Source organism: Desulfosporosinus youngiae DSM 17734 (assembly GCF_000244895.1).
In the GTDB taxonomy this organism is placed as follows: Bacteria; Bacillota; Desulfitobacteriia; order Desulfitobacteriales; family Desulfitobacteriaceae; genus Desulfosporosinus; species Desulfosporosinus youngiae.
The window spans coordinates 1,356,627-1,373,016 of sequence record NZ_CM001441.1 but is presented as its reverse complement, the minus strand read 5'-3'; the positions used below and the strand labels follow the sequence as shown (position 1 = coordinate 1,373,016).

Annotated in this window: 15 protein-coding genes and 2 pseudogenes; 3 read left to right on the top strand and 14 right to left on the bottom strand. The window is 44.1% G+C overall.

Going from position 1 to position 16,390, the window contains the following annotated elements; translation table 11 throughout:
• Positions 1-114: 114 nt before the first annotated feature.
• The 12 genes and pseudogenes from DESYODRAFT_RS06565 to DESYODRAFT_RS06510 form a co-directional block, all read right to left on the bottom strand.
• On the bottom strand, positions 115-1,923 hold the full coding sequence (locus DESYODRAFT_RS06565; protein WP_007780988.1) for an ASKHA domain-containing protein: 1,809 nt from the start codon (positions 1,921-1,923) through the stop codon (positions 115-117).
• A 36-nt stretch (positions 1,924-1,959) separates the two neighbouring features.
• Positions 1,960-2,988 carry a methylcobamide--CoM methyltransferase gene (locus tag DESYODRAFT_RS06560; RefSeq protein WP_007780984.1) on the bottom strand — a complete coding sequence of 343 codons (1,029 nt, stop codon included), beginning with the start codon at positions 2,986-2,988 and terminating at the stop codon, positions 1,960-1,962.
• Positions 2,989-3,013: 25 nt separating this feature from the next.
• Entirely contained in the window at positions 3,014-3,673 is a 660-nt protein-coding gene (locus DESYODRAFT_RS06555) for a corrinoid protein (RefSeq protein WP_007780981.1), read from the bottom strand.
• 51 nt (positions 3,674-3,724) lie between these two features.
• The gene (locus DESYODRAFT_RS06550; protein WP_007780976.1) at positions 3,725-4,798 is read right to left on the bottom strand and encodes a uroporphyrinogen decarboxylase family protein; all 1,074 of its coding nucleotides are present in this window, start codon (positions 4,796-4,798) and stop codon (positions 3,725-3,727) included.
• Positions 4,799-5,008: 210 nt separating this feature from the next.
• Positions 5,009-5,887 carry a uroporphyrinogen decarboxylase family protein gene (locus tag DESYODRAFT_RS06545; protein ID WP_007780972.1) on the bottom strand — a complete coding sequence of 293 codons (879 nt, stop codon included), beginning with the start codon at positions 5,885-5,887 and terminating at the stop codon, positions 5,009-5,011.
• Between the two features lie 438 nt (positions 5,888-6,325).
• A complete protein-coding gene (locus tag DESYODRAFT_RS29710; protein ID WP_345788219.1) occupies positions 6,326-6,952 on the bottom strand; it encodes a YcdB/YcdC domain-containing protein in 627 nt (208 codons plus the stop codon).
• A 549-nt stretch (positions 6,953-7,501) separates the two neighbouring features.
• Positions 7,502-7,930: pseudogene (locus DESYODRAFT_RS29705) on the bottom strand (YcdB/YcdC domain-containing protein); the annotation flags it as partial.
• A 165-nt stretch (positions 7,931-8,095) separates the two neighbouring features.
• A complete protein-coding gene (locus DESYODRAFT_RS06535; RefSeq protein WP_007780969.1) occupies positions 8,096-8,647 on the bottom strand; it encodes a Uma2 family endonuclease in 552 nt (183 codons plus the stop codon).
• Between the two features lie 306 nt (positions 8,648-8,953).
• Positions 8,954-9,745, bottom strand: a complete 792-nt coding sequence (locus DESYODRAFT_RS06525; protein ID WP_007780961.1) for a DUF3102 domain-containing protein — start codon at positions 9,743-9,745, stop codon at positions 8,954-8,956.
• A 160-nt stretch (positions 9,746-9,905) separates the two neighbouring features.
• A complete protein-coding gene (locus DESYODRAFT_RS06520) occupies positions 9,906-10,418 on the bottom strand; it encodes a hypothetical protein (RefSeq protein ID WP_007780959.1) in 513 nt (170 codons plus the stop codon).
• A gap of 114 nt (positions 10,419-10,532) precedes the next feature.
• Positions 10,533-11,756 carry a hypothetical protein gene (locus DESYODRAFT_RS06515; protein ID WP_007780957.1) on the bottom strand — a complete coding sequence of 408 codons (1,224 nt, stop codon included), beginning with the start codon at positions 11,754-11,756 and terminating at the stop codon, positions 10,533-10,535.
• Between the two features lie 25 nt (positions 11,757-11,781).
• Positions 11,782-13,017: a hypothetical protein gene (locus tag DESYODRAFT_RS06510; protein WP_007780956.1), complete on the bottom strand. Its 1,236-nt coding sequence runs from the start codon at positions 13,015-13,017 to the stop codon at positions 11,782-11,784.
• Positions 13,018-13,462: 445 nt separating this feature from the next.
• Between DESYODRAFT_RS06510 and DESYODRAFT_RS06505 the strand changes: the two genes are divergently transcribed.
• The 3 genes and pseudogenes from DESYODRAFT_RS06505 to DESYODRAFT_RS29845 form a co-directional block, all read left to right on the top strand.
• Complete coding sequence (locus DESYODRAFT_RS06505; protein WP_007780955.1) at positions 13,463-13,660, top strand: helix-turn-helix transcriptional regulator; 198 nt, start codon at positions 13,463-13,465, stop codon at positions 13,658-13,660.
• 2 nt (positions 13,661-13,662) lie between these two features.
• Positions 13,663-14,076 (top strand): DUF2178 domain-containing protein, encoded by a 414-nt coding sequence (locus tag DESYODRAFT_RS06500; RefSeq protein ID WP_007780952.1) that lies wholly within the window; start codon positions 13,663-13,665, stop codon positions 14,074-14,076.
• Positions 14,077-14,197: 121 nt separating this feature from the next.
• Positions 14,198-14,289: pseudogene (locus DESYODRAFT_RS29845) on the top strand (DUF255 domain-containing protein); the annotation flags it as partial.
• Between the two features lie 244 nt (positions 14,290-14,533).
• Here DESYODRAFT_RS29845 and DESYODRAFT_RS06495 read toward each other — a convergent pair.
• Both DESYODRAFT_RS06495 and DESYODRAFT_RS06490 read right to left on the bottom strand, forming a co-directional pair.
• Positions 14,534-15,160 carry a response regulator transcription factor gene (locus DESYODRAFT_RS06495; protein WP_007780950.1) on the bottom strand — a complete coding sequence of 209 codons (627 nt, stop codon included), beginning with the start codon at positions 15,158-15,160 and terminating at the stop codon, positions 14,534-14,536.
• Complete coding sequence (locus tag DESYODRAFT_RS06490; protein ID WP_042339415.1) at positions 15,157-16,242, bottom strand: sensor histidine kinase; 1,086 nt, start codon at positions 16,240-16,242, stop codon at positions 15,157-15,159. The genes DESYODRAFT_RS06495 and DESYODRAFT_RS06490 overlap by 4 nt, the downstream gene beginning before the upstream one ends.
• Between the last annotated feature and the right edge of the window lie 148 nt (positions 16,243-16,390).

Here is a 16,390-nt window from a genome sequence, read left to right as displayed (position 1 = left end):
TCATCGTCATTAAAGGATCAACTGCTTTGCCGTTACCTCTTCTCCCGTTGGGATGAATACAAACTCTTCACGACGGACCAAGTATAAGTTTCTCGTATAAAGGAGTTTCAGGCTCTAGTTCACGTTAAACTGGGAGCAGTCAACAAATAATCGTTCATACCCTTTTGTTACGCTTAGTTCGATATATTCGAAAGCCCTGGCCAGCGCTGCCATCTCCTGACGGGTTTTAAGAGACATCAAGGCTAAATAGGCCCCTGTTTTTGAAGAATTGCCGATATAGGTAATCTTATCGTTTACAGCCCCGGGCAGAATACCCGTGCCTACTAAGCTTTCTACAGGAAGATGCGCGCCGAACTGACCGGCGACGATTACCTCATCCAGCTCCGGCAATGTGAGGTCCATAGCATTTACCAGTGCCACAAACCCTGATAAAATCGCACTCTTTGCCAGTTGGACCTGGCGAATATCCCCTTGGGTAATCAGGATTTTGTCTGAACCCTTTCCAATACAAATTCGTCGTTTCCTGCCGTCAAGATCAATATAGGGCAGCCTAGGGTCCCCCGCCTCCAGTTCCTCAGGCTTAAGGATATTTCCCCGGGCATTGACGAAATGATGTTTCAATAATTCCCGGATAACTGCCAATATCCCGCTGCCACATAAGCCCACTGGTGCTTTATTTCCGATAACCTTTAGATCAAAGCCCTTTTCTCCGGCGAAGTGAACGTCCTCAATGGCCCCATCGGCGGCACGCATACCGCTGCTGATATTCATCCCTTCAAGGGCCGGTCCTGCTGCGCAGGAACAGGACACTAATTTCCCCCCGCTGGACAGAACAATCTCTCCATTAGTACCGATATCGATAAAGAGCACTTTATCCTTCCGGTCATGGAGCTTTGCCACATAAGCCCCGGCTACAATATCTGCTCCAATATAGGAGGAGACCGCCGGCAGGCAATAGACCCGGCCAAAAGAGGAAAGGGCCGTCAAGCCAATATCTATCCCCGGAATATCTTTCTCATCGACAAAGACCGGCGCATAAGGAGATTTGCCAATCGACAGGGGATCAACCCCCAGAACCATATGCATCATCGTGCAATTAGCCGCAACGGCAATTTCATAGATAAAGGAAGGCGAAAGCTGCTGCCTTTCACACATGGTCCGGATCATCTCATTTAAGGAGTCGACAATGGCCTTCTGTAACTGATCCAGTCCGTTCTTACCATGATCGAGAACATAGGTGATGCGGGTCAGCACATCCTGCCCATAATTTTTCTGGGCATTGATCCCAGCTTCGCTATCAATTTCTTCCCCTGTCCTTAAATTTATGAGGGAGGTTACAACCGTGGTCGTACCGATATCGACTGCAACTCCGTAAATCCTCTCAGTGGTATCCCCTTTTTCAATACCGATAAGCTGATCCTGATTGAAAACCGCAGTGTAAGTCCCCTCCCCCATGGTGATTTGGCGGAGCACATCCCAGGGCAGGCGTTTGATCCCCAGGGCTTTTTCGATTAGAGCTTCATAAGGGGTCTGGTCTTTAAGGGTAGGCTTTCTGATCTCGATGGTCTTTTTCCAGATCGCCGGGTTGGGTTGATAGTCCGGCACATAGCCCCCTGTCAGAACCTGGTGATTTTTCTCCTGATCAATAATGTCGATCTGCAGATCCGTTGTCGGATAGATGAGGCAGGCTAAACGGATGCCATCCCTGATCTCCTTTTTAGAAAGAAGCTTTTCCTCATCAGCAGACAGAGGCGGAAGATCCCCTCCTAAATGTTTGATTTTACACTTGCCGCAGCTTCTTCTTCCGTTACAGGGGCTTTCAATGAAAATCTGCTGGGCGACAAGAATAGCTAAGAGGCTTTCCTCCGCCTTTATATCATATGGAAACGTTAAATCTAGTCTTGGCAACTTAATTGTATGCATTCTTAACCTCGTCTTCCGGTACAAACTCTCAAGATCCTAGGCTTTATGACTGCTTTCCTGCACGGTCTGTAACATCGCCTGAATATTTTCGAGAGAGGACTTGGTTCCCAGACCACAAGCAGGCGCGATGATATCTGACCCATCAGCCATCACCTTACGGGTCATGAGGCGAATGCGGTCAGTATCAGCAAACTCCAGAGCATAGGTACTTACATTACCGATCATAACCTTGGCAGGCATCATTTTTTTCGACTCTTTGATGCTGACAACCGAGTCAAAGCTATGGGCATCGGCGCGTATTTTATTCAGTTCCCCATAAACTTTATGCATTTTCCCGCAAATGTGCACAATGACTGGCAGTTCCGGATTCATCTCGTGAAGCCCATCAATCAACTGATTCACATAGGTCACCACATATTCATCAAATAAACGGGGACCTAGGATTTCCCCTGTGCCGCTGGGATCAGAGACAGCTATTACATCTGCTCCCGCTTCGATCTGAGCCTTGCCGAAATCAATGAGCGCTTCAGTAACAAACTTCATGAAGGCATGGGCATCCTCTTTATTGCGTCTCAACGCTTTGTAGTAATTTACCGGTTCCATCAGAGAAGCGGCAACACTTACAGGCCCGGAGAGATTACCGATAATAGGTACATGGTCCTCAGCTTGTTTGAGAATTTTAATAGCCTCCAGCACCACTTTGGTCCGTTCGCCATAGGGATTAAACGGTGTTAATTCCCTCCATTGGGAAGGGTTATCGATGACATAGCCTGTAACATGAGGTTCGCAGATAGTGGAACCTAAGTCCACGACGGCACCCAGCTGTTCTGCTTCGATGGTCATACAGAAGGGCACACCATAATTTTCAAAGCAGCCATAATCATAGACTGCCTTAGCTAATCCCGCCATTTTAACAGGATCTGTATGTGCTTCAGGCCAGCGAATATTTGCTTTTTCCATCAAAGCGGTGACCACCATATTCATCATTCCGCCTGGGCAGATACATGGTGAGCGATCGGTCTTCGCACCTTTTAAAGCATTTAATAATCTTTCCTTTGAATCCATAGGTAGTCCTTCCTTGCTCTAATGTTTAAGCCATTCCCACCAATTCTTTGGCCAGGGAAACCGCTCCGATAGCATTGACGGCATAACCATCAGCGCTGATTTGATCACAATAAGCCTGGGAAATAGGCCCGCCGCCGATCATGACTTTTACTTTATCTTTAAGTCCTTCTTTTTTTAGCATATCTACGACTTCTTTCATGCCAGGCATGGTGGTAGTCATAAGGGTGGAAAGACATATCAGCTGCGCATTCACGTCCTTAGCTTTTTCTACGAAACTTGGCAGCGGCACATCTCTGCCCAAATCGTACATTTCAAATCCTGCCGTCTCCAGCATAATCCGCACAAGATTTTTACCGATATCATGGGTATCCCCTTCTACCACGCCGATAACGCATTTGTAATTGACAGCGTCGGCACCCTCCTCCTTCGGCAGATGAGGCTTTAAGACTTCTAAACCGTTATACATCGCATCGGAACACACCAAAAGGTCGGTGACGAAATACTCTTCCTCTTCATACATTTGGCCGGCACGGTTCATCCCGTCAACAAGCCCTTTAAGAACCCCGTCAAGCGCTTCATAGCCTGCATCTATATATTCGTTGGCTACATCTGCCGCAGTATCATCTTCCATTTTGAATACACAATCCGATAATTGTTGTAATAATTCTTCTTTTGACTTCGCCATAATGTTTACCTCCACCTTACTTTCTAAAATCAGTTCTATTAATGATCAGTTTCAGTCCTTTAACAACGCTTCATCAATAGGGTAACGTCCGTATTTGCGAACCGCTTCCATCATATAGTCGATATTTTCTATGGGAACATTTTGGGTAACATCACAACCGGAAGCAATAATATACCCTTTCGGGCTGTCTTTTCCCTTGCGGATGCAGGTCTTAACCGATTCGAAAACATCCTCTCTTGATCCCAGCATAAGCACGTCGACAGGAGGTACATTCCCTAGTATGGGTAAGCGCTCTCCCACTTGTCCTTTCACATATTCCAGATCCACAAGGTTATCGATGCTGAGCATGTCCGGTCCTGTATCCACCATTTCAGTGACAATACTCCTCGTATTACCACAGATGTGATAACAACACATACCTCCCAATTCATGAATGTGCTCCATCAATTCCGTGGCATAGGGCTTTACGAATTCTATATACTGGCTTTTCTTAAGGAGGGTCCCCGAGGCAATGGGATCACACATCGCAATAATAATGCCGCGTTGGATATATTCTTTGTAGATATCTTTAAGAGCATCAGTACATAAGCGCAGCAGTTGATGGATAGCCGCGGGATTTTTACGGGTTGCCCTTAAAAGATTTTCAGTGGGATAAATACTTGATACAGCTGTAAAAGGCCCTGCAATCAGCACCCCAGTCGGAACCTCGTGTCCCACCGTTTCCTGGCAGATTTCACAAGCCTCTAAAGTTTTGGCAAGCCAGGGGTCATTTTCCTTTTTTGTCTTATTGAAATCCAGTTGATCAATATCTTTAAGGTCCTGTAAAACATGATTCACAATTGCAGGCAGACTATCCTCAGGGTCATTCATTTCTGTCCCCAGAGCGGTTCCTACACCATGAAGGCCATATTCAATAATCATCAGATCATTTCCATACCGTTTATAACAATCGATCTGGGACTGAGCCTGCTTTGCTGCCGAAGCACGTTTTTCCCGATGGGTCATCCCGGAAACTCTGTGAGAGATGGAAACTAAAATCGGCATCGCAAGGATGCGATCCATCTTTTCTCCTTTTATGAAGGCCTGTAATCGTTGATTGGGCGTCATTTGGTCCTGTGGATGCATAGCAAATCCTCCCTATACTATCGTTTGACTTCCTTTGATTTTCCTTAGTTTTCGATGCTTTCCTAGAATTCCTTACTTATCAAACAACTCAACAGGGATAGAATTGGCATAGAATGCTTCATTCGGATTGAGTATGGCAAAGCCAACGTCTGCTGTCTTTGACAGGCTGGCCGTGTATTACCCACTCCTTGATATCCGTTGATTTTGAAATTAAGGTGTTAGAAGCCTTAGCGTCTTGATCTGAGCATCTTTAAGTATGCGATCACGATTATGGATACAGACATTACCTACCAAGTTGACTTTACCGCGAAGTTCCAAGCAGGCTTGGGCATAGGACATGGGCTCCGGTAATGTATGATTTTCCCACTCAGCCATTCCCAGCCCTACTAACTGAAGGGCGGTCTTGGGACAGAGATGCATCACCAGCTGTCCGCCGATTATATCCAGTACGTCTTCCACAAAAGGTTTTGAAAAATGACGCCCCTGCTGTTCAAAGTATTTGGGGCCGAGGATATTGAGTCCCCCCACCGGATCTTCAAAGGCTATGAAGTCCACCCCTGCTTCCAGGGATTTTTCAGTATAACGTAAGAGCTGGAGGCGCATCTTCTCTACTACCTTTTGAATCACTTCCGGATTCTTTCTCCAGATCTTAAAGAGCCTGCCAATATCGATTAAATTATTTAAGATCGTCATTGGGCCGCAGATCTCGATGCCAACCGCTTCTTTTGCCGCTTTAAGACGTTTAACGGCTTCGAGAGTCTCTCTTAATCGGCCTTTCTCGAAATCCAAATCCGGCAACCCCAACAAATCTTCTTCATTTTCACACACCGGTGCCTGACAGCGCGGCCCAATCCCTGCCGTTCCCAGCTTAATACTGCCGCCATAGCCCTCCGCTTCAACGGTATGACAGAAAGGCACCATACAGAGGGCTCCGCCTTCTACTTCCCGTACGGTGCAAGCAATCTTTGCTATCCCTTCTCCATAAGTGTAAGCTTCCGGAAAAGGCAAACCTACCTTTTCCACCACTCTCTCTGTAAAACCGCTGGTATCTGACCCTTCAGGACATTTGAAATCTGTAAATGCGATCATAGGATTCTCCTAACCATATAAAGTGGTGGGTATAATCATTATAATCATTTATTAATGTATCTATTTAACTTAATGATTATACCATAACTTTTTACGACTTTAAACGACATTATAATATTCCCTGCATCGGCGAGAAACCTTGGGCTGACTTTGGCGTCATAACCCGTCTGTCACTGATGCCGCGTGAATTTTTGCATCAAATTGTCATACTATGGTTATTGTATTAACCTTCTTTATGCAAAACTTATTGACTCATTTTACTCATCATAATGCCCCATCGCTGGGCGATGGGGCATTATTGCCGAAATAGGATTAATAGTTTGCACATAGCCTGCTAAGATTGATCGGCTTCTTGATCTCTTCCAGGCAAACCTCTATTTTCTATTTTGATTATCCCGAGATCCGGCATCTCAATTTTAGTCAGGCATCACGAGGTCCTCATAATATTCTCTCCCAAATGGGCTCACCACTGTAGGCATCGATATATCTTAGTCTTTGATTATGACCGGCATCTCTGGGGAATCTGTCTCGACGAATGGTTGTAGGCTCATAGAGCAGCCGGTAAACCGGCAGATTCTCATCCTCCAAGTCTTTAAACCATCTAAGCCGGAATCTGACATATTCAACGTATAGGTCAAACGCCTTTTCCGCTGTCAGAGTCGGATAGGGGAAATCACGCTCTTCCAGCTCACGAATCATTTCATAAGAGACGCCCATATAGACGCAGATTTTCCCGGTTGAAGTGCTGACACTAACCATAACCCGTTCATGATTAACAGGAATATTGCGGATATAGACCGGCAGATAGAAAAACTCACGCTCACGTGGCTGCCTGTCCGTATCCTCCTGATCAGCTTCGATTTGGAGGTAAGATGTGTAATCCGGGAATACCTGTTGTAAGAACTGTTCCGCCTTCTCCCAACACTGCTTTCGAGTCAGTGACGGCTCAGCGTCTTTCCTCCGCTCATTCCGGTGGAACCCTGCCAAATGCCCCGTCGATTTCTCAATTTGAATCATAAACGGGGCTTCCAGATTCCGCAGCGGATCTCCCCATTTACGTTTCATATAAGCGTCCACAGAAAGTGCTTCCGGTTCCGGTTCCGGCTCTTCTGCCTCCGCTCTGAACTTATACAACATTTTGATCCTCTCACCGTCATCCTTAAATTTTTCAAGCAAGAATAACTCTGGATCGATACCCAACCGCATCTCCAAAGCCGCGATGTCTTTGTTCGAACCTGAAGGCAGATCATCCAGTTTCAGTTGCTTTCCGAACCTTAAGCTTTCACCGAAGGTTTGCATTTCATCCAAGCCACTAACCCCCTCTGCCTGCCTTGGAGCAAGCGGGTGACTGGGAGGCATCTTATAATGTTCAAGTCCAAACAGATCAAGGCCTGTAACCGCGTCGATTGACCGATGACCGGGAATCGGTTCATAGACGAGCCGGTATTCAGGCTCTGTTCCCTCCATTTCATACATGGACGGATACAACATAACAATCGTCAGCTCCATCCGCATATTTTTCAACACATCTTGCCTCACAGACTCCACATCAACGATGATGCCAGGCCATTCTGGTTTAGGAGCAGCTTTTTGTCCGGATCTTTCCAATTGGTAGCGGATGACATTCAGCCTACTGTCCAGTGTAATTTTGCAGCCCGTATCGGGAAGGGGCAGTCCTCCCACTTCCTCCTTATAGGTGATAAAGCGCAAGTTTCGTTTTTCTTCGCTATTTACCCAAGTGAATGCCCCATAATCAGGGGCATGTTTCCTTAAAAAAGCGTCAGTAATCGCCCTCGCTTCCTCTGCCGGGCTATCTCGGCCAACGGAATCTTTGGCTTCCATATCGATATCCAGTCTAATCAACTATCCCGTTTCAATATCCAACGTAATTTCAATTTGGCAGTCATCGTTTCCTGGATCTTCCCAAATGAAGGACCGTTCCTGCCCATCGCGAGTATTAGCTTCCATTTCCAGTCGGTAATGCTCCGGAATCTGAACAATGGCTTCTGCTTTTGTTCTGAGCTCCCCATAGTCAAATGACATAGTTACCTCCCCAATCTAATCCTATGATTTTCTTTTTCAGAGTAACCTGACATGCTGCTGCCGCGGCACCACAATTTACATTGCAAAAACCCCGACCAAGGCCGGGGGTATCTGCTTGAAATATCTTTAGTATTTAAATCATTCATATACCGTCAAACACGGGTTTTAAATCAACAATGAAATTCGGAAAAACAGATAATTGCACCTTGTCTCCTCAGTATACGCTTCCATGCGGCCGTATCGATTGTTTTCCTGTAATGTAAATACGTTTATATATTTACCGTCCGGTTCCACAATCCAATATTCTTTTACGCAAGCCTTTTCGTACCTGTTGAACTTTACTACTCTATCCTGCCTTGCAGTTGATGGTGAAGAGATCTCAATGATTAGAGCAGGTACTCCAAAGTAACCGGTTTTTCTTAGTTTTTTCTCATCACAAACTATAACCAGGCCTGGCTGTATAATATTTATAATGTCATCGTCTTTTTCATTATCTTCTGCAAGACATAAGTCGAAGGGTGCTGCGAACGCTTTGCCTGGTTTGTCGATTAGTAAGTTTGATAGCTGCCTGTAAAGCTCACCAGAAATGCTTTGATGTTCCCATTTAGGAGCAGATTGCATATAGGATACTCCATCAATTATTTCCCAGCGTTCGTTTTCCGACCAAGTTAAGTAATCCGCGTAGGTATGTTTTTTATCTTCCTTTGGTAATGACATAACTCGAACCGCTCCTTCTGATTCTTCTATATATTACCATAACGATAAATATAATCAAAGCTGTAACCGGTGGAACAAATAGCGCAGCACTAAAAACTCGCCCCAATTTTCTGCTCTTGAAAATCAGGGCGAATTTAACATTTTTATATAAATCTTTCACTTGCAGCATCTTTGCCCTATTTATACTGTTTTTTGAATCACCCTCTTGCACTGGGCATCAGCTAGCTCATCGAACTTATTGGTTTCTTCTTCTGCTAAACATCAAGACAAGGCAAAGCCGCCTTCCGGATAAAGGCGTTGGCGATTTTACCACCGTTCATAGGTGGCATAGGTTTCAACCGTCGTCATATTCGTCCTGGGAACAGGCGGCCACTCTTTAAGCCTTTCCACCATATATTCGGCAAGCTGACTCGCATTTTTACTGCATTTCTCCTTCACCTCCGGATCAAGTCTGGCCAGTTGACCGAGGGTTTCCAGCAATTCCTGGAATGTATCGGCGATCGTTTGGCAGCAGGCGGTGCATCTTTCTTCATACTTTGTAGTAAAGGCTTGGGAGGCTGCAGTTTTTGGCCTGCTTCTTGGTTCGCCGGTTTTTTTGACGGTTCGATAGTCTATCTTGATTTCCCCAGGATTATCAGGCATGGGGGTGACTAGGGCCTGCCCTTTCTCCTGAGGGGTTTGCTTCTGTTCTTTGAGAGCCTGATCCAGCTCCCGGGTGGTCATATTCTTAACATCATGCTCCAGGATAAATTTCTCTCGCTCATCTTCCGGAATCCCCAGAAAAAGAAGGGCCTGGAAGTAGGTCAAATTCGTCAGCGCTGACGAATTTGACCTGTCGCCGTCATCGCTGGCAGCGAATAGTTTATCTCCATATTCTTCAAAAAGCTGCATCAGCCTGTTGGCTGTGCGCTGGGAATAGCTTACCGATTCCACCAGCCATTTCCCCCATTCTCCATGGGGGAGCAAGTCCTTGGCCTCCTTCAGGCGCTTGCCGATCTCGATGGCATTGGTAAGCATGATTTTACAAGTCTGTTGTTTGATCCTGTTAATCTCAGCAGCAATGACCAGGGGAGTACGTTCAGTAAATGCTTCATTCATTTTGATTCCCGCCTTTTTGATAGCTTTAATTACAGCATACGTAGACGGGCTTCAGATGGTGAAGGCTTGGGTATAAACCTAGCTGCCAAATAGTGTCTTTTTATATGGAAATACAACAGTTAAAAGGACCCTTCCACCTTTGCGGTACCACCTTTTGGCATCAAAGTTCTAAACCCAATGCTGTCATGGTAAGACAACCCACAATTTCCGCACCGATCCCGGAAGCAAGCTGCGCGGTTAGAGTATAAACTGTCTTCGAGAATTCTCTGAAACCGGCATCCACATGTTCGAAAGATGTAACCTTATAATTGGTGGATTTGCTTTCTCCCCCGTCTAGAAGACTACATATTAATTCACCTGTCACCGGCTCACCCCGCCATATCTTGAACATGACTGTGCAAGAAGTTTCATTTTCAACATTCTTAATCCTCCAGCCGACTGACACTCTGACAATAATCACCTTATTTATCCCGGTTGCAACCTGGACATAAGCCAGGGGCTGGGGGGATTCAGTTATGGGTATTAATGCAGAATCAGAAATATTATTAGGCAACACATAATAACCAAATCCTTCGCTATTCATTGTTCGGGCAGTTGATTGTGGAATCAAGGGTTTCTCTTCTATGCGAACGTTCTTCGCAATGCCATTACCCTGTTGAATTACCCAACCCATACCTATACTGGACCTCCTATCCTGACTTATTTTACAATACGTTATGTACCTTAATGAAAAACGGTTAAATAAAAACTCCAGAAATATCTGGAGTTTTTATTTAACCTTTGCGTCTTAACTCTCAGGATCAACTGTAAAGGTGAGAGGACCTACAACATTGGCCGCTATTCCCGGATTTATCAGTTCGACCGTAAGGGTATAGGTTACCGGCCCCGAAGCGGTAAATCCACTGTCAACATGGTTTAAAGCGGTGACTTTGCGGTTGTCCCAGTTACCCTCTCCACTGTCCAGAGCGCTGTATACCAAAGTGCCGGTATCAGGAGCCCCACGCCAGATTTTAAAGAGAACGGGAGTAGCTGTCTCGATGGGAGGACTTGGAGTCGCCCAGCCAATACTGGCGCGCAGAAAAACATTAAGCTCAGGCGTCTCCACAGTAAGCGCAGCTAAGGGGGCTCCGGTGGAAATAATCGGTATATTTACACTGCCGGCGGTATTTTGAGGCAGGGTATAGAAAGCGCCAACCGACGGGAAAGCACCGGTTAGAGTCATGGCACCCACAATACTTGCCCTATGATCAGGATCGGGAGCTTCTGCAGTGAGAACATAGGCTATGGTCTGGGCTGTAGTAAATCCGGAATCCACATGGGAAAATGAGGTAACCGCCATTTCTTCCCGATCCGCACTATCGTCCGCACTGGCCACAAGAACCCCAGTGACAGGGGCACCGCGCCACAGTTTGAAGAGCACATCTACTTTAGGATAAAGGTCGCCTGTCGCTTTCCAGCCGACAGCCGGTCTTAAGACGACAACCTGGCTTGGTTGAACAGCAACTTCAAAAACAGCTACCGGTACCGGGGTTTGCGCAACGGGAATGTTAGCTCCACCAACAATATTATTAGGAAATTCGAAGTACCTCAAAGCACTCAAATTAGTACCATAGGCGGCAAAAGTCAATGGCCCGATAACTTCTGCCAAAGTGTCTGCAGCAATGGTTTCTGCAGTTAAGACAAAGGTAATGGGCTGATTGGATACCAGGCCGGCAACCACATCACTGAAATCCGTGATTGCAAATTCATCATGCAGGGCTTCCGCGCTGTCCTGAACACTACAGATCAAATCGCCGCTAACAGGGGCACCGCGCCAGATTTTAAATAACACTTGTACTGGAACTAAGGTGTCAGACAGAGAGCGCCAGCCGATATTTGCCCTGAGTGTTGCGAGATCATTGCCGGAACCGGCTGCAAGGGTAATACTGGCCAGTGGAGTAGGTGTATTGAAAATAGGGATATTAACTGCCCCAGAGGTGTTTTGAGGCAGAGTGTAGTATTCGTAACTCATAATGTCGTTGTCACTCCTTTGTGTCTTAATTCTCGGGAACAGCCGTGAACGTGAGAGGGCCTGTTACATTGACTCCTGTTGCCGAGGTTGCCAGCAGTTCGGCGGTAAGGGTATAGGTTATCGGCCCTGAAGCGGTAAATCCACTGTCAACATGGGCTAATGCGGTGACTTTGAAGTTATCATTCCTGATTTGTCCGGAATCCACAGTGCTGTAAATCAAACTACCCGTACCGGGCGCCCCGCGCCAGATTTTGAAGATAATGCCAATATCACGGGCGCCAACAATAATTCTTGGACGCAGCCAACCGATAGCAGCGCGCAAGGATATTTTAAGGCCAGGGTAGGTCTCTAAAGTGATCGCAGCTAATGGCGTCCCGTGAGCAGTGATGGGAATGCTTACGCTTTCAGCGGTATTTTGGGGCAGCGTGAAGAAAGCACCAACCGGCTGAACAGAACCTGTAAGAGTCAGTGCACCCACAATACTTGCCGTATGATCAGGATTGGGGGCTTCTGCGGTAAGAACATAAGTTAGGGTCGCTGTTGTGGCAAAACCGGTATCCACATGGGAAAATGAGGTGACAGCTACTCTTTCCAAATCCACACTATCATCTGCGCCGGCGATAAGAACTCCGGTGACGGGAGCGCCACGCCACAGTTTGAAGAGTACATCTGCATTGCGAGTGATGTCGCCTGTGGCGATCCAACAAGCGGTGGATCTTAAGATTACATCTTGACCCGGTTTAACATCGACGTTAATAGCGGCTACCGGCACCGGGGTCTGCCCAAGGGGAATGTCAGCTCCGCCAAAAGAATTGTTAGGAAGTTGAAAATGACTCAAAATGTTCAAATTTGTACCATAGGCGGTAAACGTCAGAGGGCCGCTAATATATGCATTGTCCTCCTCGGTTTCTGCAGTCAAAACAAACGTAACGGGTTGATTAGGGGTAAGTCCGGAAACCACACCACTGAAATCTGTGGTTGCTACATTATCACCACTTATTAATATTAATTCCGTACCATCTTGAACACTGCAGATCAGTTCACCGGTAACAGGGGCGCCGCGCCAGATTTTAAATAATACGCGTGTAGCCAACGATGAAGTGTGGAATTTAAACCAGCATACATTTACTCTTAGAGTTACGAGATCATTGTCTGAACCGGCTTCAATTGTCAGACTTGCCAGGGGCGTGGGTGTATTGGTAATAGGAATAAAGGCTGCTCTGTAAGTGTTTTGAGGAAGAGTGTAGAACTCGTAACTCATAATGTTGTCACTCCCATTTCATTTAATGATGGCTTATATTGCATCTATATGTCCATTTGCTAAAATTTGCTAAAAAATCTAAAGGGTTGCTAATGAGCAGCCCTTTTTGCTTAAGCCGATAAATTTTGATAACAATCCAATTTATAACAATTATAGGATACTTATATTATAGTGAATCATGCTTGAGACAGATGCGAACAAAGGCTATATAAATAAACGATACACAGCTTCGTTTATTTGTAGTTATACGAAACCGTACGCGAATGACGCCGCGCCTCCATGCACGGATTTTCTTAGAAACTATGGATTATGTATTGATAGGGTATTACAAAAAATCCTTATTACTTTTTAGCCAAATGGAAAGTTAGCTTGACAAAAAAATTAATAAGTGTTATCTTTTTGATGTAAAGCATGCTTTCCATAAATAAAGAAAGGGATGTAATTTTTGAAAAATAGATTAGAAGAAATTCGAAAGCAGCGAGGAACTAAACAAGAAGAATTGGCGGCTGCTTTAGAAGTATCTAGACAGACGATTGGCTCTTTAGAGAATGGTCGATACAATCCATCGATCATATTAGCATTTAAAATAGCACGATATTTTAATATGTCAATCGAAGAAATTTTCATTTATGAGGAGGAATAATAATGCTAAAGAAAACGTCATTTTATGTCTTTAAACTTTTATTGGGAATGGGGCTGATCGGTGCAAGTTTTTTGTTTTGGGCAGAATATAAAAATATTTCAGCAGTCTTGATTGGGATTGGATTATCATTAGTTGGTAGCAGTCTTTTTTATTTATATACGAAATACTTCCAGCAAAAACACCCTGAAATTAAGAAACAGTTTGAAATTGATTTTAATGATGAACGCAATAAAATAATTCAGAATAGAGCAAAGGCAAAATCGGCTGATATTATCCAGTGGTTTATTATAGGATTAGCATATGTTATGCTTTTATTTGATTATCCATTATGGCTATTTGGAATTACCGTTGGGATTTTCCTTTCATATTATTTAATATCAACTTACTTTGCGGTCAAATATCAAAAAGAAATGTAAGATTTCAAGGAGCCAATCAGATGTTTATAAATCGGAAATTTATATATAGGAATAGCTTTTAATGGCAAAATACATGGTATAAGAAACATCTTGCTACCTCCTCCAGCACGCCCATAACCCCATGGATTGGTATCCTTGGGGCAATGAGGCCTTTGCCAAAGTAAAGCAGAAGACAAGCCCATCTTCCTCTCCATCGGCTATTCGACTTGTCACTGATGGCAATCCAATTACTATAACCAAAAACTTATTTTTCTTTATACCATAATATATTGTTTTTAGCTGATAGATAAAAGGACTCTTTCACCCGCATGAAAGAGTCCTCTTATCTATTTTGGAATATTTACAGATAACTATATTTCCCAAAATACTGTTAACATTAAGGATTTTACATTGACTGATCCTTTTCTGCTTTATAAGAACTGGAATCTATACTAACAAACAGCTTATACCAAAAATACTATTCACAATTTCTGATAAAGAAAATTGCAAGCTGGGTTCTGTCCCTAAAGCCAAGTTTCTCCAGCAAGCCCGTGACATAATTTCTAGTTGTACCTTCACTTATGTTAAGGCTTTCAGCAATTTCCCTATTTGATAGACCCTCTCCTACCAATTTTAATATCTCAAATTCACGTGGCGAAATATTAAGACGTTCGGGAGTAGCCTTTTTACTTTCCTTAAGCATGGAAGAAAGAGTATTGGCTACTTCTCGCTCTAAAACAATATTACCTTTACCAACAGTCCGTAGGCTTTCGATTATACTGTCTGCCGGTTGATTTTTAAGGATGTATCCTTCCGCTCCGCTTTTTAAGGCTTCTTTTATATACTCATCATCTTTAAAGGTTGTAAGAATCACAATTTTGATTTCCCGGAATTGACTTTTAATTAGCTTGGTACCTAAAACTCCATCCATTACAGGCATCCTGATATCCATTAGAACAAGCTCCGGTTTTTCTTTACGGCACATTTCCAATGCTTCATGCCCGTTACTTGCTGTGCCTACAACTTGGAAATCATCTTCAATCTCCAAGAGTATCTTCAATCCTTCTCTGATTAAAGCATCATCATCTACAATAAGAACTTTCAAACTACATCACACCCTTCCTGATTAGCCATCGGTAAAAGGCATACTATCAAGAAGCCATTATTCGAACTAATAGAAATAGTCCCCCCTAAATTCAGGACTCTTTCCCGCATCCCGCTTATACCTAACCCTTCCTTTAATTCAACATAGCCTACCCCGTTGTCTTTAATATATAACCTTGTATATTTTTCATTGATATCAATTGTGATATCAACCTTAGTTGCCTTAGAGTGCTTGGCGGCGTTGGTAAGAGCCTCTTTAACAATCAATCCTAGGATCTCTAATTGACTTGAAGCAAGAAGACCAAAATCCCCATAAAACTTAAGCTCAATTGGGCAAAAACCAAAGTTATTAATAACGCTTTTTATATATTCTACCCCCAGAGTCTCTTGGGGTTTTATATTGTGAACAGTATTTCGCAGCAAAGTCAAAGCATCAGAAAGGTTTTCGATGGATTTTTTCAGGACTTCTTTAGATTTTTTCTCATTTCGGTCAAAGAGCTTATCAGCCGCCTGTAATTGGATAAGAATACCGGCGATACCATGACCAACATTGTCGTGGATTTCCCTGGCGATCCTATTTCTTTCACTGACCTCGGTAAGATGGGCAATATCTTTTGCCGAATTGAGCAGTTTAACTTTTGTCAGCTCAAGCTCGTACCTTAATCGTCTTTCCTCGTCAAACTTATTCTTATAGTCTGATTCCTTAGCTTTTGCTTTTTCCATTACCAAGGCCAGGATTCCGCATAGACTCATGATCAAAATCAATGAGGGAAATTCTGATTCCGGGGTGAAATATAGGCCCATAATGGCCACCGGAAAGACACCAAGATATCTCTTTTGATATATGAAATCAAATATAGGAATACAGAGCAGGAAAGTAAAATTTCTGTCCAGCCAGATAGCTATACAGATCAGGATAAACGAAGCTAGCGTGGCATAGACAGTATCATAAAATCTTTCTTTAAATACATTAACACCTATCATGAGAATAAAAACCAGCACTGCCCTGTCCGGCACATCACCTTGTATAGCGAATAAAACAATTATGTAGATAAGAAAAAGAAGTTTGATTATATGTTTCACGGCCACCTCATCTAATTTAGGGTAATACAAACCCAAACTACTTATCACCTTACATTCCACGTCTTTCCCAAATATTCCTCCCTTTGGAGAATATTAGCGAACTCTTAGAATTTAGACAACATTCCGTTTTAAAGTTTCCACTGGATAT